The organism is Bradyrhizobium oropedii (assembly GCF_020889685.1).
Lineage (GTDB): Bacteria > Pseudomonadota > Alphaproteobacteria > Rhizobiales > Xanthobacteraceae > Bradyrhizobium > Bradyrhizobium oropedii.
Window position 1 is genome coordinate 1 of record NZ_JACMYO010000078.1, and the last position, 15,704, is coordinate 15,704.

Below are 15,704 nucleotides of genomic sequence, written 5' to 3' on the forward strand. Positions count from 1 at the left end.
AGCCGAACAGCACCCGCATCAGGCTCGGGTCCTGCAGCAGGCTTTCCGCGATGCCCGATGTGTAGACCTCCTTCAGCGTGTCGTCGTAACGCGAGCCGAGGAATGCAAACGGCGCAATCAGTCCGCCGGTGCTGACGCCGGAGACGACCGAAAAGCTCGGACGGTTGCCGGCTGCGGTCCAGCCGTTGAGAGCGCCGACGCCGTAGGCGCCATCGGCGCCGCCGCCGGAGAGGGCGAGATAGGTCTTGATCGGGGCGAGGGCGCTCTTCTCGAGTTTGAATTTCGACGCCGGCTCGTCGGCATAGCGGCGCAGGCCGTCGAGATCGAGCACCCGCGAACTGGAGGCGTCGGCGGCCGTGTAAGGCGTCCGCGGCAGCGAGCTGCAGGCTCCCAGCGCGAAAGCGAGGCCGCACAGCAGCGTGATTTGCCGGATCACGCGGGCGGCTGTGATGCGATGGCGGACGCCGTCAGACCGGGCGCTGGAGGGTGAGGACATCTCGGTCAGTCAGGTTTCGCCCGGATTGCAGCCGCCGCGGCGAGGCCTGCCGCCTTATTCTCGACACAAAACGATACGGTTTCGTTTTGTTTAGCGGAAGTGCGGTTCCAGGGCAAGCGTCGGTCTGGCCGGTCGCGTTCACGAAGTCGCGCGAGAGGCGTTATCCGACGGGTTGATCGGGCACTTGCGACACGCAATAAGCAGCCGCATGACCGTTCCCAATCATTTCGAGCTGCTGGCAACCAGCGGCGCCGCCCGTACCGGACGCCTGACCACGCCGCATGGCGTCGTGCGGACGCCCGCATTCATGCCGGTCGGCACCGCGGGTGCCATGAAGGGCATGCATTGGCGCGAGGTGCGCGATGCCGGCGCCGATATCGTGCTCGGCAATACCTATCATTTGATGCTGCGGCCGGGCGCCGAGCGGATTGCGGCACTTGGCGGCTTGCAGCGCTTCACCGGCTGGGGCGGCCCGATGCTGACGGATTCCGGCGGCTTCCAGGTGATGTCACTCTCGGAGCTGCGCAAGGTGACCGAGAAGGCCGTGACCTTCCGCTCGCATATCGACGGCGCCAAGGTCGAGCTGTCGCCGGAGCGCTCGATCGAGGTGCAGCGGCTGCTCGGCTCCGACATCGCGATGCAGATGGACGAATGCGTGCGGCTGCCGGCGGAGCGCGCCGACATCGAGCGCGCGATGCAGCTCTCGCTGCGCTGGGCCGAACGCTCCAAGCGCGCCTTCGAGAGCGCACCCGACGGTTACATGCTGTTCGGCATCGTGCAGGGCGGCGATGTGCCGGATCTCCGGCACGCCAGTGCGCGCGGGCTGACCGAGATCGGCTTTCACGGCTACGCGATCGGCGGGCTCGCGGTCGGTGAGCCGCAGGCGGTGATGTTGTCGATGATCGAAGAGACGGCGCCGGCGCTGTCGTCCGATCGGCCGCGCTATCTGATGGGCGTCGGCACGCCGGAAGACATTCTGGAGGCGGTGGCGCGCGGCGTCGACATGTTCGACTGTGTGATGCCGACACGGAACGGACGCCACGGCATGGCGTTCACCCGATTTGGGCAGATCAACCTGCGCAACGCCCGGCACATCGACGATCCGCGGCCGCTCGATGAGGAGAGCCCGTGGCTGGCGGCACGCAGCTACGCGCGCGCCTATCTGCATCATCTCGTACGTGCCGGCGAAACACTTGGGGCAATGCTGCTGTCCGAAATCAACGTCGCCTATTACCAGGAGCTGATGCAGGGCATCCGCGATGCGGTGGCGAACGGCACGTTCGAGGATTTCAGAACGAAAACGCGCGCCGGATGGGCGCGCGGTGACATCGCTCCAAGGTGAGCTTAAGTGATCAGTTGCACACGATCGGGATCGGTTTCACCGAGTGCTTGGTCACGAACCCGTAACCGCAGGTGTCGCAGGTCCAGAGATAGCTGATCAAATTGTCGAATAGGTACGCGGACGCTTCGGCCGCGACCATGGAATCCGCGCACACCGGACAGGTCGGCAGATGGCTGCCGCGGGGATTGGGCCTGGACGCGACGGTCGACAGAACTTCAGCAAGTGCCGGCATTATGCGCCTCCCTTTGCGTTCTGAGCTGCACCTGACGAAAGTATATAAACCCATTTGTTTGACCTTGTCGCAACACAAATGCGTAGCTTTTACGTTATTTGTGCGGGCTTTGATTTTGCGATGCAACGAATTGGCGCCGCAGCGGTTTCTCACTTGCGCGTCATGATGCACTGCTTCTAATGAGAGAAGACCGCATATTTGCAGCACATCCCGTAACAGGAGCCGCTTGATGGACGCGCCGTCGACAACGAGTGCAGTGCAACCCGGACGCGGCCGCGTCTTTGACTCCATCGTCGATGCGATCGGCTCCACGCCGATCGTGCGGCTGCGCAGACTGCCGCAAGCCAACGGCGTCAACGCGACGATCCTCGCCAAGCTGGAATACTTCAATCCGGCCGCCAGCGTGAAGGACCGCATCGGTGCCGCGATGATCGTGGCGATGGAGAAGGCCGGCATCATCAACGCCGACACCGTGCTGATCGAACCGACCTCGGGCAATACCGGCATTGCGCTCGCCTATGTCGCAGCGTCGCGCGGTTACCGGCTCAAGCTCGTGATGCCGGAATCGATGTCGATCGAGCGGCGGCGGATGCTGGCCTTCCTCGGCGCCGAGATCGTGTTGACTCCGGCCGCGCAGGGCATGAAGGGCTCGATCGCGACTGCGGAAGAGCTGGTGCGCACGACACCCAACGCTGTGATGCCGCAGCAGTTCAAGAACCTCGCCAATCCCGAAATCCATCGCCGCACCACCGCCGAGGAAATCTGGAACGACACCGGCGGCAACATCGACTATTTCGTCGCCGGCGTCGGTACCGGCGGCACCATCACCGGCGTCGGTCAGGTGCTGAAGCCGCGCAAGCCGTCGCTGCGCATTGTCGCGGTGGAGCCGGAAGAGAGCCCGGTGCTGTCGGGCGGTCAGCACACGCCGCACAAGATCCAGGGCATCGGCGCGGGCTTCATTCCTGACATCCTCGACCGCTCCGTGATCGACGAGATCGTCAAGGTCAACAGCGCGACCGCGATCGAGATCTCGCGCGCGCTGGCGCGCAACGAAGGAATCCCCGGCGGTATCTCGTCGGGTGCCGCGATCGCAGCCGCCATGCAGATCGGCAAGCGACCGGAAGCTGCGGGTAAGACCATCCTGGCGATTGTGCCGTCATTCTCGGAGCGCTATCTCTCAACTGCGTTGTTTGAAGGAATTTGAGGCACAGGAATCCAAGATATGGCCGATCAGCCGAGGCGACCGCGAACCCTGAACGATGCCCGTAGCGAAGCCGAGGCGGCGTTCAAGCGCGCCACCACCAAGGTCGCAGACGCGGTGCCGAAGACGACGGCGGTCCCGGGGGTCCGCGAGCAGGTCACGCTGCGGATCGATCAGGACGTGCTGGAGCATTTCCAGGCAGGCGGTCCGGGCTGGCAGGACCGCATCAACGCGGCGCTGCGCAAGGCCGCCGGCAAGTAGCGCTTCCGGGACCAGGGGCCCGGGATGATCCCCGGGCTCGTTGCTGTCATCGATGTAACGGCGTTGGCCGTGGCCCGCCGTGCGCGTCACCTTGCGCGCGCCGGTGCCTTTGCGCTTGTTGGTTTCAGGTTCAGCAGGTTGCCGGCCAGGATCATCGCCGCGCCGAGCACCGTGTCGGCGTCGAGCCGTTCGGCATAGATCAGCCATCCGGCGATCGCCGTCAGCGGGACCCGGATGAAATCCATCGGGATCACCACGGTCGCGTCGGCGTGGAGTAGGGCGCGCGCCATGCAGTAGTGCGAGAAGGTGCCGCAGAACGCGATCACGGCGAGCCAGCCCCAGGTCGAGGGCGGCGGCCAGGTCCAGACGTAGAGCGCGGGCCCGATGCTCGCGAGCGACTGCACCACCAGCATCCAGAACATGATGGTCAGCGTCTGCTCTGTTCGGGTCAGCGATTTGACAACGGCGACCGAGATGCCGAAGCCGACGGCCGCGGCGAGCGCGATCAGCTGGCCCGGATTGATCGCGCCGGTCGCAGGCCGCACGATCACCAGCACGCCGACCAGGCCAAGCACGATCGCAATGATCTTCCAGGAGGTCATCCGTTCGCCGAGGAAGCTCGCGGCAAGGATCGCGGTCCAGATCGGCATGGTGAATTCGATCGCAACCACCTGGCCGATCGGAATCAACGTCAGTGCATAGAACCAGCCGAGCTGCGCGCAGAAATGGATCAGGTTGCGCGCGATGTGCACGTGCACCCGCGCGGTTTTCACGATCGCAAGTCCGCCGTTCATATGGATCAGCGGATAGAGCATCACGAAGCCGAGCACGCCGCGAACGGCCATCAGCTGGAAGACGTTGACCTCACGCGTGGCCTCGCGGCCGGCCACCGCCACGATCAGCATCAGCGCGAGCCAGCCGGACATCCACAGCGCTGCGCGGGTCTTTGAGGGCGTGCGATCCATGCTGGGTAACGAGGTGAGGAGGGGTGCCCGGTATCGGCGAGCTGCCATGAATTTGCAACGCGCAAATCTGCCGATGCGGTGATGCGTCGGGTGCGTGATCGATGCTAAGCAGGTTGGCAATAATCACATCAGGAGGATCTGCTCATGCGTGTCTTGCAACCGGCCGAGTGGTCGAAACCCCGCGGCTTCTCGCACGGTGTCGCCTTCGAGGCGCCCGGCAAGTGGATCGTGCTTGCAGGACAGACCGGCGGCGACGAGAAGGGCGAGTACGCGCCCGAGATGGCGGCGCAGGTCGGGACGGCGCTGAAGCGCATCATCAAGCTGTTGAACGAAGCCGGCGCCGGTCCCGAGCATATCGTCCGCCTGACCTGGTACCTGACCAGCCGCAGTGAATACGAGGCGGCGGGCGCCGGCATCGGCGCGGCGTGGAAGGAGACGCTCGGGCGTAATTTCCCGCCGTCGACGCTGCTCTATATCGACGGGCTGGTCGATCAGCGCGCCAAGGTCGAGATCGAGGTCACGGCGTTCGTGCCGGCCCCCTGACACCGCAGAGACGCGCACGGGCGATTGCCGCGCAGCCAGCAAAAAAGCCCTCGGGGATGACCCGAGGGCTTTTTCGTCGGAGGACCGATTGATTACTTCGACAGCGTGATGTTGGCGCCGCGGAACTGGCTGTCGGCCCTGATCGTGACGGACTGCTTGTTGCCCGCGGTGCGCATCGCGATGTCGGCGTTGAAGCCGGGTGCGCTGGCAACGACCTGGAAGTTGCCGCCGCCGCCGCGACCGCGCAGGTCGCCGCTGACATTGCGGCTGGACTCGCTCCAGGATCCGCTGACCGCGCTGCCTTCAGCCTGCACGTCGGCTACGAGGTTGAACTTGTAGGCGTCGCTGGCGCAGGTCAGGCCCATGGTCATCCTGGGCCCGCCGACGTGATAGGTCGCGCGGCAGCGAATCCGCTCGCTGGAGCCATCGTCCAGGGTCACTGTGCCGGCGCCCGACCACGTCCCCGCCATGCCGGCGAATGGTCCTGACTGGGTATGGCCCGCGGTGCTCGCGAGCGCGGTCACGAAAAACGCGGCGGCTGCGATTGCTGGCCGCCGCGTGATGGCGAAGAAACTCGATACGCTGGTGATCTTACTGACGGGATGCTTCCCATCGGCCGCTGCACGGTACGCCAGCTGATGCCCCATTCCACTTCCCCGATCCGGAGTTGCCACTGAGTTGTCCGTTCGCATATGCACCATTGATCGAGACTCGCACAAGTCCCCCGCTGCCGACGGTGCCGGAGATCGCTGCGCCCTGCGCCGAGATCTTTCCTTCGGCGACAGTCACGGTCGAACTCTGCGACGGCTCGCAGCTTCCGGTTTTGGTGACGACGGTGACGTTCCAAAGGCCGTCATAGGGCTGCTGAGCGGAAACGGGAGCAGCGGTGAGGGCGGCAGCCGAAGCGACCGAAGTGACCAAAATCAGGTCGCGGATGCGGATCGAACGCATGAATCAAATCCCTGTAATTTCGTGTGATGACGCGGCTTATCCTGTCACAATGTGTTCAAAATTTGCTGCGTCGCGGGAACCCCCGATTGTTCCTGTGAACTCAAACACATCATGTTGAATCTGGTTCCCGGCCAGGAACGGAAATCTGCTCGTGCCCTTCAAGATTGGGGTATTTAGATACCAGATCGTAGGATCAGTGCCTGCCGGGGCTCAGATTGGGCGCCTTGGTCGCAAACTGCTCATCCTGAGGCTTGGCCGGCAGCGAGCCATTGACCTTGCCGTAGTCGATCACCTGGGCGAGCAGACGCAGGCCGAGCGGCGCCAGCGCGCGTTCCCAGAGATCGCGGGCGGTCTCGCCTTTCTTGACGAACACCCAGTCCTGGGCGGCGATTGCCCCGGCGTCCATGCGATCGGCGAGGTGATAGATGCTGCCGCCGGCGATCGGATCGCCTTCCTTGATGGTCCATTCCACCGCAGCGATGCCGCGGTGACGCGGCAGCAGCGACGGGTGGTACCCGATGCCGCCAAGCTTGGCCACGGCCAGCGCCTCCTTGCTGACGCGAGCGTGGCTGTGGGCGGTCACGATCAGCTCGGTGCCCGGCGCGATCTCGGCGGCTGTCACCAGCTTGGGATCGGCCTGGACCACGACCTCGATGCCGGCCGCCCTGGCGGCTGCCGCCAGCCGGTCCTCGCCGTCATGGACGACCACCCTGACCAGCGTGACGTGGTGCTCGCGCAGCATGTTCAGGGTCGTCACGCCGAAATGGCGGGAACCGACGAGGGTAATGCGCATGGGATGGATTCCGTGGGGGTTACTTGGGACGTTATGCGGATAGCACACAGCGGCCGGCTGTTTCGTTGTCCTGCCCGTTATCAACAGGCCGGCCGGCTGGCAATGTCAGGCCGCGGGCGGCTTGCTCGCCAGAACCTTGTCGATGCGCCGGCCGTCGAGGTCGACGATCTCGAATTGCCAGCCCTGCGTGGTGGTTTTCGCGCCGGTATCCGGGATCGCGCCGAACGCATGCAGCAGGAAGCCGGCGGCGGTCTGGTAGGGCCGCGGCGAGGGCAGCACGATGCCGAGCAGTTCGCTGAACTCGAGCGCAGGCATCCAGCCTGAAATCAGGTAGGAGCCGTCGTCGCGCCTGACATAGGCAGGCTCGGCCGGGCCTTCCTCGGTGTGGAAGGCGCCGACAATGGCCTCGAGGATGTCAGCGCTGGTGACGACGCCCTGGAAGGTGCCGTACTCGTCATGCACGAGGCCGATATGGACAGCGGAATCGCGCAGGATCGCGACCACGTCGCGCGCGTCCACGGTCTCCGGAATGATCGGTGCATCGCGCGTCAGCGCGCGGATGTCGGGCGTCTGTCCGGCGAGGTAGACGTCGAGCACGTCCTTGGCCTGCACGATGCCGAGCGCATGATCGCGGTTGCCGTCGAACACTACGCAGCGCGAGTGATTGCTCTTCTGCAGCGTCGACAGGATATCGGGCGCGGGAGCTGCGAGGTCGATCAGGCTGACCTCGTGGCGCGGCGTCATCACGGCGCCCACCGGCAGATCGCCGAGCCGCATCACGCCGGCGATCATCTCCTTTTCGCCGGGCTCCAGCACGCCGGCGTTTTCGGCTTCCACCACCAGCGTCTTGATCTCGTCCTCGCTGACGCGGTCCTGTGCGTCCTCGCGATGGCCGAGCACCCACAGCAGCAGCTTGCCGGAGCGATCGAGCAGCCACACCAGCGGCAGCGACAGCCGCGCCATCATCGTCATGGCCGGGGCGACGCGCACAGCGACGGACTCCGGATCGCGCAGTGCGATCTGCTTCGGCACCAGCTCACCGACGATCAGCGAGGCATAGGTGATCACGCCGACGACGATGCCGACACCGGCCGCATCGGCGACGTTCGCGGACACACCGAGCTCGAACAGCCATTGCGAGAGGCGCTGGCCGAGCGTGGCACCTGAGAAAGCGCCCGACAGCACGCCGATCAGCGTGATGCCGATCTGCACCGTGGAGAGGAATTTTCCGGGATCGGAGGCCAGCGCCAGCGCGCGGCGCGAACCGCTGACGCCTCGTTCGACCAGCGCGGCCAGGCGTGCCGGGCGGGAGGAGACGATCGCGAGCTCCGACATCGACAACAGACCGTTGACGACGATCAAGACCGCCACGATCGCAAGTTCCAGATATAACACGGGAGTCCCTAAGCTTTGGCGGCGTTGGCCGCTATACGGCGCCCAATATAGGCATTCCGGAGCGGTTTTGCTGTGCCTCGTCGAGCGATCCTGCACAAGCAGAGGGTGCGTATGGCGTGCATGCAGGAGGAGATCGCGGCATTTTGGCGCGCTGGCAGGCGCACGAGCGCTAGACGAGGATCCGGAGCTCCGGCCTGACGAACGCTCTGCCCGCCGGCAAGGGCTGACTAAGTCGTTTGGACATGGCTTGCAGCTGCACGTGCAAATCCGCGTTGCATTGCTTCATCTGGTTGCGCAGTTCGCGACGGGAGAAGGCGGTGAGCGAAGGGTCCGCAAGTTGCTGCCAGGCCTTGCGCAGCCACTCCTGCAGTTCGCGAATATTCTGATCCAAACCGTCTGGCTGGGTCATGCAGCCAAATCCCGCCTAGTGGTCAGTTGCAAAGTAACGCTGATTCGCGTTGCTTCACCTAGCGCAATGTTGCGCAGGCGCGTTTGCAGCGGGGGAGATCGGGATGCAGCAGGTGCGCCGCGGCCGGACTCAGCGAGCGTCGCCGGGTCGCGTGCGCAGGAAATCCAGCACGATCGGCAATGCGAGGAACACCGCAGCCATCATTGCCAGATCACGTGTTTGCGTGGCGGTCAGGCCGAGATCGTCCTGGGCAAGATAGGCAAGCATGATCGCTGTGTATGCGGCGACGCAGATGGCGACGGCGATGCCGACGAAATCGATCTTGCTGTCGCTCTTGCAGTCCATGGCTGCACCACCTCGTTGCAGGAGTGGTGTAGCGTGGTCCGACTTGAACCAGCTATGAGCTGGATCACGGGCGAGCGAGACGGCGTTGCCAGCAAACGTCGCCAACCGCCGCAAGGCCGCGGCGATCGACCGCTGCCAGCAAGCGGCCTAGCGGGGGAGGCTGCCCTTCGGCCGGGTTTCGCGCGGCAGCTCGACCGGGACGTGGGGCGAGGTGCTCACCACGCGCGGGCTTCCGTCGGAATGGGTCTGGCCGTTCAGCAACGTCTCGAGCAGCAAAATGAATTTTTCAGCAAGCATGGGCGTAGCCCTCGTCGTCTAATATCCTTGTGTCGCGGCGCTCCGCGGAAAATTCGATCAATTAAATGCGAGTCGCACCGGCATAGCGATGCTGCGGCGCAGGGTCTTGCGTACGCAATCCGGGAGATTACCAGCGTCCGCACCGTCAATTCGCCAAGGCTTGCGCGAAATAGTTGCCAAGTCCCTAACAATTACCGCCGCAGCACGTGATGGCGCTCACCGTTCCTTCAAGGATGCACGTTAACGATAGGGGTATGGATCGTGACCAGGACATCGACGAGGGATTCGGATCGGCACTGCGCCGCAGCTACGGGCGAATGGCCTGGTGGATCGTGCGGCTTAATCGCGTGTTCGAGCCTTCGCGGATGGCCGATCCCCCGCGTACCGATTTGCCGTCGCGCACCGCCGTTTCGCCACGGCGGCCGCTGCCCCCGCGTCCCGGATAAACCTCACCAGGATACCAACGTCCCCTGTATCGGCCATCCGGCCGGACTGCTATTCCTGCGCCATCCGCGGACCCCACGGTCCGCCGTTTTGAGGATGCGGCCAATGCGGCCGCGCTAGCTGCGAGGGACTGATACAATGATTGAGACGGTTGGCATTATCGGCGCCGGGACCATGGGCAACGGCATCGCGCAGATCTGCGCCGCGGCTGGGCTCGGTGTCACCATGGTGGATATCTCCGACGCGGCGGTGCAACGCGGCCTGAAGACGGTTGGGACCAGTCTCGATCGCCTGGTCTCCAAGGAGAAAATGACCGCGGCCGATCGCGACGCGACGCTCGCGCGCATCGATGCCACCACCGACAAGTCCAAGCTCGCGGCCTGCGATCTCGTGATCGAAGCGGCGACCGAGAACGAGGAGTTGAAAATCAAGATCCTCAGGGATCTCTGCGCCGGGCTGAAGCCGAGCGCGCTGGTCGCGACCAACACCTCGTCGATCTCGATCACCCGCCTTGCGGCCTCGACCGATCGTCCCGACCGCTTCATCGGAATGCACTTCTTCAATCCGGTGCCGGTGATGGCGCTGCTCGAATTGATCCGGGGCTTGCAGACCTCGGACGACACGGTCGCCAAGGCCGAAGCCTTCGCCAAGCGCGTCGGCAAGGTTGCGATCACGGCGAAGAACAGCCCGGGCTTTGCGGTGAACCGCATCCTGTGCCCGATGATCAACGAGGCGATCTTTGCGCTGCAGGAGGGCATTGCGACCGCGGAGGAGATCGATGCCGGCATGAAGCTCGGCTGCAACCATCCGATCGGCCCGCTCGCGCTCGCCGACCTGATCGGGCTCGACACCATGCTGTCGGTGATGGAGGTGTTTTACACCGGCTTCAACGATCCCAAATACCGGCCGGCGCCGCTGCTGAAGGAGATGGTCGATGCCGGCCATCTCGGCCGCAAGACCGGGCAGGGGTTCTATAGCTACAGCAAGTGAGACCTGCTTCCGCCTGACCCCCGTAATCATCCGGGATGGATCGCGCGGACAAGCTCGCGTAACCACGACACCTGATCCGCCACTGAGGCGGGGGACATCAGAAACGAGGCCCGGGCTCCTAGGCACACCGGGCCTCGTTTTTTGTGGGATCCTGACTCAGTTGGCTGATGCGACCGGCGTGACGCTGGTTTCCTCGGGATCGGTGCCGAACAGGCCGACAAGATACTTGTAGTAGTCCGGCATCTTTTCCTTGAGCGTGGCGCGCGTGTAGGGTTCGTGCTCGGAATCCTTGCCGGCAAGGAAGATGCTCGCTGTCACCGCGAAGAACTCCTGCTGGTTCTTCAACGCGTAGGCCTCCTTGGCGAACAGCTCCTTTGACTTGGCCTGGCTGAGGAAGCCCTTGATTGCCTTGTTCTCATAGCCGCTCGGCAACAGCCGGGCATGATAGGCGTGAAGGAATTTGTGCAGCAGCACCGGGTCCTTCGCGTAGCGCATCATGTTCGGACGCAACCTGATGATGCCGATGCCGGAATCGAGGGCCAGCGCGAGCGGGTCCGAATTGGTCCACTGCTGCTTGTCGTGATCCCAGATGGTGATGTCGCGGGTCGTGCCGCGGTCCCATTCAGGCGGCGTCAGGCCATAGCAGGCCGCCGCTGCACCTTCGTCGAGACACGCCATCTCGCTCGCGACGATCGGCACCCGATGGAGGAACTGTAACACCTTCGGGCTGAAACCTGCGGTTTCCACGACGTCGAGCTGACGGCGGACCATGTCCGTAATGGTGGTGACGTCCTTGCGGTCGGCGTTTTCGGAGAGATCGAACACGTAGCCGCGGTAGGTCTCGACGCCGGTCGGTGCCGAAGCGGACGCATCTGATGATCCCGACGTGCGGGGTCCCGCAACCGCCTGTCCGACCGCAAGTGACAGGATCATTGAAGCAATGAGCGCGCTGCGCATGATTATCCCCCTTGCGACGAACCTGTCCGGGTGTCGTCGTCCGTTGCGGTGAGCCTGCGCCGGAGACCAGGGGAGGCGTCTTGCAGCGCGCTTAAATTGCAGATTTCAACCGCGCGCGTCTGATTAGGTGCCGGTTAACTACATGCCCTCGGTGTCCCCGAGCAGAGCGGCGGCGGACCCTGTGGTCGACGCCGCTCAGCCGGCCTCCATGCCGTGAACGAGCGTTCAGCAAATCTCACAGCTTCTTGAGACGGTGGCTGGAAACCTCGCAGATCTTGCCTGCGTACCTACATCAACGGCTGGGCGCCGATCGAAAAGGAAGCAGGATCATGCGCAGGTCGAATTGGGCAATTCTGGCATTCGCGGCGCTCGGCACCAGCTGGATTGTCGGTTCCGCACAGCCGGCTGCGGCTGATGCCTACGACTACCCCTGGTGCATTCAGGGCAGGCAGGAGGGATATCCCGGCTATTGCGGCTACCAGACCTACGAGCAGTGCCAGGCGTCGGCGTCGGGCCGCGATGCCTATTGCGGCGTCAATCCGCGCGTGGCGTTCAGTCAGCAGCGCGTGCCGCCGCGGGCGGTCCGGTGAGCGGAGCAAGAATGTCGGCCGTGCGCCCATCAGGCACGATGGTTGCATTGCCTGTGGTTGGATAATTGGCCCCTGCGTTGGAGAGCATATGGGCGAGATCATCAGGTTCATTTCGAAATCCGAGCGGGAGCGTGCGCGCCTGATCCGCGAGGCCCGCGCGAATTACGAGCGCATCTTTCCGTCGGCCGATTCTGCAGATGCCCAGGGCGCCACGGTCGACGGCGACGGCAGCGAGGCGTCGTCGAAGCCGTAGCGCCGTTATTGCCCCCCGAGCATGGACGACCAGGCAGACGCTGTGATGTGGAAACGGATCTGGCAGCAGCTGTGGCAGCCATTGTGGCAGACCTGGACGATCGACAAGCCGGCTGCGCTTGGCGACTGGCTCTGGCAGATCCTGGTCGTTGAGCTCGCCGCCTTGCTCGGCCGGCTGACACTCCGGAAGCTGATTGCGCTGATCCCGGTCGTCATCCTGATCGCCGCCTATCTGCACCGGATTCCGCTTCCTCCCGAATTGATGCTGGTTGGCGACATGCTGGCCTATATCGACATCTTCTCGATGATCTTCCTGGTCGGCTTGTTCACGCGCTTGGCGACGGTCGTGGCCGTCGTCCGGCAGGCGATCGATTTCGCGCGCGGCATGTTGCGACACGTGCCGACGGCGCTGTACCGGTCTGGCGTTCGTCATCGTCGCGCAAAGGACAGCACGCGCCGCAGGCGGCTCACCACGACCGACGACGATGATGCTGCCGGCGTTGCAGGTCTGGCTTGGGCCTAGTCCGGACCACCTTGGCCTCACTGCTGCGAACTGGAGCAGCGGCGCGAACGATTCGCCCGCACTCCGGCCAAGACGTCGTGACCGCCGACGCAAGACCTCCGCGTTCCAAAGCGACTGGACGCGCCTGTCGATCCGCACAGCACGCGTCGGTCCCCGTCACGGAGCCGTGATTGTCAAATCATGCCCCCAGAAACACTCCGATCAGATCGTCAGGGGCCGGCAACAAACTTGCCAAACTTTCACTAGGTCGCGCGCGCACTGAGATCGAAAATGCAGAACCCAATCGGACGATTCGCAATGACCGAACTCGAGGAGCTCAGATACTTCGAGCACCAATGCCTGGAGATGGCGGAGCAATCCACACTCCCTGACGCCCGCCGCGCGCTGAAGATCCTGGCACGCAACTACGCCAACGCAGCCGAGCTTATCGAGCGCCGCGCCCAATCTGCCAACACCGCGCTCGCGCAACTGTTCCGATGCTTGAGGCTGTGACTGATCGAGAGGGGCAACGGCGCGGGCGCGATCCAGCGGACACAGACTCCGTCGCGGCAAACGCGCCATCCGATGCGTTCAGTCATCGATTTTCGCGCGAGTGCGGAAGCGCCCGGCGAATTTTTTTCCGGTCATGATGCCGCAGTGAAGGTTACGCGCGACACCCCGATCAAATCGCTCGTGTCCTGAGGGAGTTAGCTGCCGCGCCAAACCGCCGGTGGCGCCCCGGAATGGAGGCCCCGCCCGGTGATTGTGCGGAGCAGGGGGCCTTGACGGATTCGCTGACTTCTGCGCATACCGCTGACCCATCGAATCCGCCGGCAATTGAATTGCCCGCGCTCTGAGGACCGAAACCGTGTTGCGCCTACGCTCACACATCGTCGCGCTCGCCGCCATCGAACGTCCGCTTACCCGGTCGAGCGATTGGTCGTGCATGTCCGTGACGAAGGATGGTCCGAATTATCCGCCCGGTTCAGGGCTAGCGATACCAGCAAGAGCGTAACCGGCGGCGGGAATTTCACCCTCCGCCAAATCAGGCGGAGAGGGCAGATGGCCCGCACCAAGATCACCACAGGCCTCGAGACCCGTGCCGAGCAGAGGATTTTCTCCTCGCCGGTCGCGCGCGCCTTCGTGCGTATCGTCGTGGCGCGCCGCAAGGTCACCGAGGCCCAGGCCCGCAAGATCTACCTCGATTACCTCAACCGAACCCAGCCGCATCGACGCGGCGAGCGTTCGATTGCGTGAAGCAATTTCGATACGGGATGATCGCCCCTGCGAGGACATAAGGCGATCCGCTGACCGGTACCGGTCTCCTTCAGTGGAGCGGCAAGCGGTGGTTTCAGGCAGCGAAGGTTTTTGTATTGGCCGGGCCAGCCCCGGCCGTTTGTGAAATTTCTCTCGCCGGTGTGGCGTAGCGCGCGTAACGCGATCGGTCGCGCGGTAGCTCCTCCGGCCTATTCGGATGCACCAAATTTCGCGCGCTTAGCTCAGCGGTAGAGCGCCTGTCTTACATACAGGATGTCGGCCGTTCGATCCGGTCAGCGCGTACCATCAACGCACGCTAGTCCGACCGGTGAGGGCCTCGCCTGATAAGCGAGTGGCAGTTGGTTCGATTCCAGCAGCGTGCACCAACACAAATGAGGAGGCCGGCATGGCCGTTCCTCCGATACGAAGGCCTTCGCGCCGAACGTCGGAGTTGTGAAAGCTCAAGTCTCTGCGGCCGTGGTGGAAACGGTAGACACACGCGCTTGAGGGGCGCGCGCCTCGTGCATCCGAGTTCAAGTCTCGGCGGCCGCACCAAATTGCCTCCGGACCCAGCTGGTGACGGGACTCGACTGTCGATCGAGCATTGGCGGGTTCGATTCCCGTCGGAGGCGCCACACACACGTTCGCAGGACGATGACGCAATCAAATTGATGGAGGTCGACGATGTTCGCCGCAAATCCGGCGCTGGTGTTGAATGCCGACTTCCAGCCGCTGTGCTATTTCCCTCTGTCCTTGTCTGGCTGGGAAGACGCCGTCAGGGCGGTGGTGCGTGGATCGCACGTCGTCGTCGCGGAATACGACCAGGTCATCCGCAGCCCGTCGACGGTGATGCGGTTGCCGTCGGTGATCGCGTTGCGCGCGTACGTGAAGCCGCAGACGCGGGTTGCGTTCACGCGCTTCAACGTGTTCCTCCGTGATCGCTTTCGCTGCCAGTATTGCGGCGTGCAGCACCTCCGCGGAGAGCTCACCTTCGACCACGTCGTGCCTCGGGCCGATGGCGGGCAGACGTCCTGGACGAACATCGTCGCAGCGTGCAGTCCCTGCAACATGCGCAAGGACCGGTTTCGTCAGAAGCCGTTGCGGGAGCCGTTCGAGCCGACGCAGCACGACCTCGTGGCGGCGCAGCGTCTGTTTCCGCCGAACTTCCTGCACGAGTCCTGGACGGACTATCTGTACTGGGACGTCGAACTCGAAAAGTGACAGCCGGCGACGAGTTGCCGCCGGCTGGCTGTTGCCCCGTAGCTCAGTGGATGAGAGCGCCGCCGTGCGGAGGCGGAGGTCGCACGTTCGAGTCGTGCCGGGGCAGCCATATTTCCGCGTAACGCCAAGTTTTGGGTAACGCCAAGTCTGGGGACTGAGCGAGCCTGTAAAGCCTGCGCCTGTGCGCCTGCCTGGTTCGATTCCAGGGTTACCCACCAAATCCGCGGACAAAAGATTGCGGTCGTCGCCGAGGGCGCCACT

General features: G+C 64.0%; 23 protein-coding genes and 6 tRNA genes. 18 read left to right on the plus strand and 11 right to left on the minus strand.

Going from position 1 to position 15,704, the window contains the following annotated elements; translation table 11 throughout:
• The coding region (locus H8A95_RS21805) for a patatin-like phospholipase family protein (protein WP_229184962.1) at positions 1-496 on the minus strand (496 nt) is incomplete at its 3' end.
• Between the two features lie 208 nt (positions 497-704).
• Between H8A95_RS21805 and tgt the strand changes: the two genes are divergently transcribed.
• Positions 705-1,838, plus strand: a complete 1,134-nt coding sequence (tgt, locus tag H8A95_RS21810; RefSeq protein ID WP_229184963.1) for a tRNA guanosine(34) transglycosylase Tgt — start codon at positions 705-707, stop codon at positions 1,836-1,838.
• A gap of 10 nt (positions 1,839-1,848) precedes the next feature.
• Here the strand turns inward: tgt and H8A95_RS21815 are convergent, their stop codons facing one another.
• Positions 1,849-2,070 carry a hypothetical protein gene (locus H8A95_RS21815; protein ID WP_229184964.1) on the minus strand — a complete coding sequence of 74 codons (222 nt, stop codon included), beginning with the start codon at positions 2,068-2,070 and terminating at the stop codon, positions 1,849-1,851.
• Between the two features lie 229 nt (positions 2,071-2,299).
• Here H8A95_RS21815 and cysK point away from each other — a divergent pair, with 229 nt between their 5' ends.
• Both cysK and H8A95_RS21825 read left to right on the plus strand, forming a co-directional pair.
• Positions 2,300-3,274 carry a cysteine synthase A gene (cysK, locus tag H8A95_RS21820; RefSeq protein ID WP_229184965.1) on the plus strand — a complete coding sequence of 325 codons (975 nt, stop codon included), beginning with the start codon at positions 2,300-2,302 and terminating at the stop codon, positions 3,272-3,274.
• Between the two features lie 18 nt (positions 3,275-3,292).
• The gene (locus H8A95_RS21825; protein WP_163156906.1) at positions 3,293-3,532 is read left to right on the plus strand and encodes a BrnA antitoxin family protein; all 240 of its coding nucleotides are present in this window, start codon (positions 3,293-3,295) and stop codon (positions 3,530-3,532) included.
• Between the two features lie 86 nt (positions 3,533-3,618).
• On the opposite strand, the gene H8A95_RS21830 is transcribed toward H8A95_RS21825, so the two are convergent.
• Positions 3,619-4,497 carry a DMT family transporter gene (locus H8A95_RS21830; protein ID WP_229184966.1) on the minus strand — a complete coding sequence of 293 codons (879 nt, stop codon included), beginning with the start codon at positions 4,495-4,497 and terminating at the stop codon, positions 3,619-3,621.
• A 144-nt stretch (positions 4,498-4,641) separates the two neighbouring features.
• On the opposite strand from H8A95_RS21830, the gene H8A95_RS21835 reads away from it, so the two are divergent.
• Positions 4,642-5,040 (plus strand): RidA family protein, encoded by a 399-nt coding sequence (locus tag H8A95_RS21835; protein WP_229184967.1) that lies wholly within the window; start codon positions 4,642-4,644, stop codon positions 5,038-5,040.
• A gap of 92 nt (positions 5,041-5,132) precedes the next feature.
• Here H8A95_RS21835 and H8A95_RS21840 read toward each other — a convergent pair whose 3' ends face one another.
• The 7 genes from H8A95_RS21840 to H8A95_RS21870 all read right to left on the minus strand — a co-directional run bounded on the left by H8A95_RS21840 (position 5,133) and on the right by H8A95_RS21870 (position 9,230).
• Entirely contained in the window at positions 5,133-5,687 is a 555-nt protein-coding gene (locus tag H8A95_RS21840; RefSeq protein ID WP_229184968.1) for a hypothetical protein, read from the minus strand.
• Positions 5,632-5,991: a hypothetical protein gene (locus tag H8A95_RS21845; RefSeq protein ID WP_076828571.1), complete on the minus strand. Its 360-nt coding sequence runs from the start codon at positions 5,989-5,991 to the stop codon at positions 5,632-5,634. The genes H8A95_RS21840 and H8A95_RS21845 overlap by 56 nt, the downstream gene beginning before the upstream one ends.
• Before the next feature lie 193 nt (positions 5,992-6,184).
• Positions 6,185-6,784, minus strand: coding sequence for a formyltransferase family protein (locus tag H8A95_RS21850; RefSeq protein ID WP_229184969.1), 600 nt, complete (start codon positions 6,782-6,784; stop codon positions 6,185-6,187).
• 105 nt (positions 6,785-6,889) lie between these two features.
• The gene (locus H8A95_RS21855) at positions 6,890-8,179 is read right to left on the minus strand and encodes a hemolysin family protein (RefSeq protein WP_229184970.1); all 1,290 of its coding nucleotides are present in this window, start codon (positions 8,177-8,179) and stop codon (positions 6,890-6,892) included.
• 169 nt (positions 8,180-8,348) lie between these two features.
• Positions 8,349-8,588 carry a hypothetical protein gene (locus H8A95_RS21860; protein WP_229184971.1) on the minus strand — a complete coding sequence of 80 codons (240 nt, stop codon included), beginning with the start codon at positions 8,586-8,588 and terminating at the stop codon, positions 8,349-8,351.
• Positions 8,589-8,717: 129 nt separating this feature from the next.
• Positions 8,718-9,038 carry a hypothetical protein gene (locus H8A95_RS21865; RefSeq protein WP_229184972.1) on the minus strand — a complete coding sequence of 107 codons (321 nt, stop codon included), beginning with the start codon at positions 9,036-9,038 and terminating at the stop codon, positions 8,718-8,720.
• A gap of 42 nt (positions 9,039-9,080) precedes the next feature.
• Complete coding sequence (locus H8A95_RS21870; protein WP_229184973.1) at positions 9,081-9,230, minus strand: hypothetical protein; 150 nt, start codon at positions 9,228-9,230, stop codon at positions 9,081-9,083.
• Positions 9,231-9,484: 254 nt separating this feature from the next.
• Between H8A95_RS21870 and H8A95_RS21875 the strand changes: the two genes are divergently transcribed.
• Positions 9,485-9,676: a hypothetical protein gene (locus tag H8A95_RS21875; RefSeq protein WP_229184974.1), complete on the plus strand. Its 192-nt coding sequence runs from the start codon at positions 9,485-9,487 to the stop codon at positions 9,674-9,676.
• Between the two features lie 136 nt (positions 9,677-9,812).
• Entirely contained in the window at positions 9,813-10,664 is an 852-nt protein-coding gene (locus tag H8A95_RS21880; RefSeq protein ID WP_229184975.1) for a 3-hydroxybutyryl-CoA dehydrogenase, read from the plus strand.
• Between the two features lie 156 nt (positions 10,665-10,820).
• On the opposite strand, the gene H8A95_RS21885 is transcribed toward H8A95_RS21880, so the two are convergent.
• Positions 10,821-11,621, minus strand: coding sequence for a hypothetical protein (locus H8A95_RS21885; protein WP_420839436.1), 801 nt, complete (start codon positions 11,619-11,621; stop codon positions 10,821-10,823).
• A 329-nt stretch (positions 11,622-11,950) separates the two neighbouring features.
• Here H8A95_RS21885 and H8A95_RS21890 point away from each other — a divergent pair, with 329 nt between their 5' ends.
• The 12 genes from H8A95_RS21890 to H8A95_RS21945 all read left to right on the plus strand — a co-directional run bounded on the left by H8A95_RS21890 (position 11,951) and on the right by H8A95_RS21945 (position 15,661).
• Entirely contained in the window at positions 11,951-12,211 is a 261-nt protein-coding gene (locus H8A95_RS21890) for a DUF3551 domain-containing protein (protein ID WP_229184976.1), read from the plus strand.
• A gap of 88 nt (positions 12,212-12,299) precedes the next feature.
• Positions 12,300-12,464 (plus strand): hypothetical protein, encoded by a 165-nt coding sequence (locus H8A95_RS21895; RefSeq protein ID WP_229184977.1) that lies wholly within the window; start codon positions 12,300-12,302, stop codon positions 12,462-12,464.
• Between the two features lie 45 nt (positions 12,465-12,509).
• Positions 12,510-12,986, plus strand: a complete 477-nt coding sequence (locus H8A95_RS21900) for a hypothetical protein (RefSeq protein ID WP_229184978.1) — start codon at positions 12,510-12,512, stop codon at positions 12,984-12,986.
• 297 nt (positions 12,987-13,283) lie between these two features.
• The gene (locus H8A95_RS21905) at positions 13,284-13,478 is read left to right on the plus strand and encodes a hypothetical protein (protein WP_229184979.1); all 195 of its coding nucleotides are present in this window, start codon (positions 13,284-13,286) and stop codon (positions 13,476-13,478) included.
• Between the two features lie 549 nt (positions 13,479-14,027).
• Entirely contained in the window at positions 14,028-14,222 is a 195-nt protein-coding gene (locus tag H8A95_RS21910) for a hypothetical protein (RefSeq protein WP_229184980.1), read from the plus strand.
• Positions 14,223-14,453: 231 nt separating this feature from the next.
• Positions 14,454-14,528, plus strand: a tRNA-Val gene (locus tag H8A95_RS21915).
• 5 nt (positions 14,529-14,533) lie between these two features.
• Positions 14,534-14,608, plus strand: a tRNA-Ile gene (locus H8A95_RS21920).
• Between the two features lie 85 nt (positions 14,609-14,693).
• Positions 14,694-14,777: transfer RNA gene (locus H8A95_RS21925), tRNA-Leu, on the plus strand.
• A gap of 4 nt (positions 14,778-14,781) precedes the next feature.
• Positions 14,782-14,857 (plus strand) — tRNA-Asp (locus H8A95_RS21930).
• Between the two features lie 49 nt (positions 14,858-14,906).
• On the plus strand, positions 14,907-15,443 hold the full coding sequence (locus H8A95_RS21935) for an HNH endonuclease (RefSeq protein ID WP_163160234.1): 537 nt from the start codon (positions 14,907-14,909) through the stop codon (positions 15,441-15,443).
• A 32-nt stretch (positions 15,444-15,475) separates the two neighbouring features.
• A tRNA-Arg gene (locus tag H8A95_RS21940) sits at positions 15,476-15,552 on the plus strand.
• A gap of 24 nt (positions 15,553-15,576) precedes the next feature.
• Positions 15,577-15,661, plus strand: a tRNA-Tyr gene (locus tag H8A95_RS21945).
• Positions 15,662-15,704 lie beyond the last annotated feature (43 nt).

What these genes read in the sequence shown, in the direction of transcription:
- tgt (WP_229184963.1), top strand. Translation starts at nt 705, where the DNA reads ATGACCGTTCCCAATCATTTCGAGCTGCTGGCAACCAGCGGCGCCGCC.
- H8A95_RS21815 (WP_229184964.1), bottom strand. Translation starts at nt 2,070, where the DNA reads ATGCCGGCACTTGCTGAAGTTCTGTCGACCGTCGCGTCCAGGCCCAAT.
- cysK (WP_229184965.1), top strand. Translation starts at nt 2,300, where the DNA reads ATGGACGCGCCGTCGACAACGAGTGCAGTGCAACCCGGACGCGGCCGC.
- H8A95_RS21825 (WP_163156906.1), top strand. Translation starts at nt 3,293, where the DNA reads ATGGCCGATCAGCCGAGGCGACCGCGAACCCTGAACGATGCCCGTAGC.
- H8A95_RS21830 (WP_229184966.1), bottom strand. Translation starts at nt 4,497, where the DNA reads ATGGATCGCACGCCCTCAAAGACCCGCGCAGCGCTGTGGATGTCCGGC.
- H8A95_RS21835 (WP_229184967.1), top strand. Translation starts at nt 4,642, where the DNA reads ATGCGTGTCTTGCAACCGGCCGAGTGGTCGAAACCCCGCGGCTTCTCG.
- H8A95_RS21840 (WP_229184968.1), bottom strand. Translation starts at nt 5,687, where the DNA reads ATGGGGCATCAGCTGGCGTACCGTGCAGCGGCCGATGGGAAGCATCCC.
- H8A95_RS21845 (WP_076828571.1), bottom strand. Translation starts at nt 5,991, where the DNA reads ATGCGTTCGATCCGCATCCGCGACCTGATTTTGGTCACTTCGGTCGCT.
- H8A95_RS21850 (WP_229184969.1), bottom strand. Translation starts at nt 6,784, where the DNA reads ATGCGCATTACCCTCGTCGGTTCCCGCCATTTCGGCGTGACGACCCTG.
- H8A95_RS21860 (WP_229184971.1), bottom strand. Translation starts at nt 8,588, where the DNA reads ATGACCCAGCCAGACGGTTTGGATCAGAATATTCGCGAACTGCAGGAG.
- H8A95_RS21870 (WP_229184973.1), bottom strand. Translation starts at nt 9,230, where the DNA reads ATGCTTGCTGAAAAATTCATTTTGCTGCTCGAGACGTTGCTGAACGGC.
- H8A95_RS21875 (WP_229184974.1), top strand. Translation starts at nt 9,485, where the DNA reads ATGGATCGTGACCAGGACATCGACGAGGGATTCGGATCGGCACTGCGC.
- H8A95_RS21880 (WP_229184975.1), top strand. Translation starts at nt 9,813, where the DNA reads ATGATTGAGACGGTTGGCATTATCGGCGCCGGGACCATGGGCAACGGC.
- H8A95_RS21885 (WP_420839436.1), bottom strand. Translation starts at nt 11,621, where the DNA reads ATGCGCAGCGCGCTCATTGCTTCAATGATCCTGTCACTTGCGGTCGGA.
- H8A95_RS21890 (WP_229184976.1), top strand. Translation starts at nt 11,951, where the DNA reads ATGCGCAGGTCGAATTGGGCAATTCTGGCATTCGCGGCGCTCGGCACC.
- H8A95_RS21895 (WP_229184977.1), top strand. Translation starts at nt 12,300, where the DNA reads ATGGGCGAGATCATCAGGTTCATTTCGAAATCCGAGCGGGAGCGTGCG.
- H8A95_RS21900 (WP_229184978.1), top strand. Translation starts at nt 12,510, where the DNA reads ATGTGGAAACGGATCTGGCAGCAGCTGTGGCAGCCATTGTGGCAGACC.
- H8A95_RS21905 (WP_229184979.1), top strand. Translation starts at nt 13,284, where the DNA reads ATGACCGAACTCGAGGAGCTCAGATACTTCGAGCACCAATGCCTGGAG.
- H8A95_RS21910 (WP_229184980.1), top strand. Translation starts at nt 14,028, where the DNA reads ATGGCCCGCACCAAGATCACCACAGGCCTCGAGACCCGTGCCGAGCAG.
- H8A95_RS21935 (WP_163160234.1), top strand. Translation starts at nt 14,907, where the DNA reads ATGTTCGCCGCAAATCCGGCGCTGGTGTTGAATGCCGACTTCCAGCCG.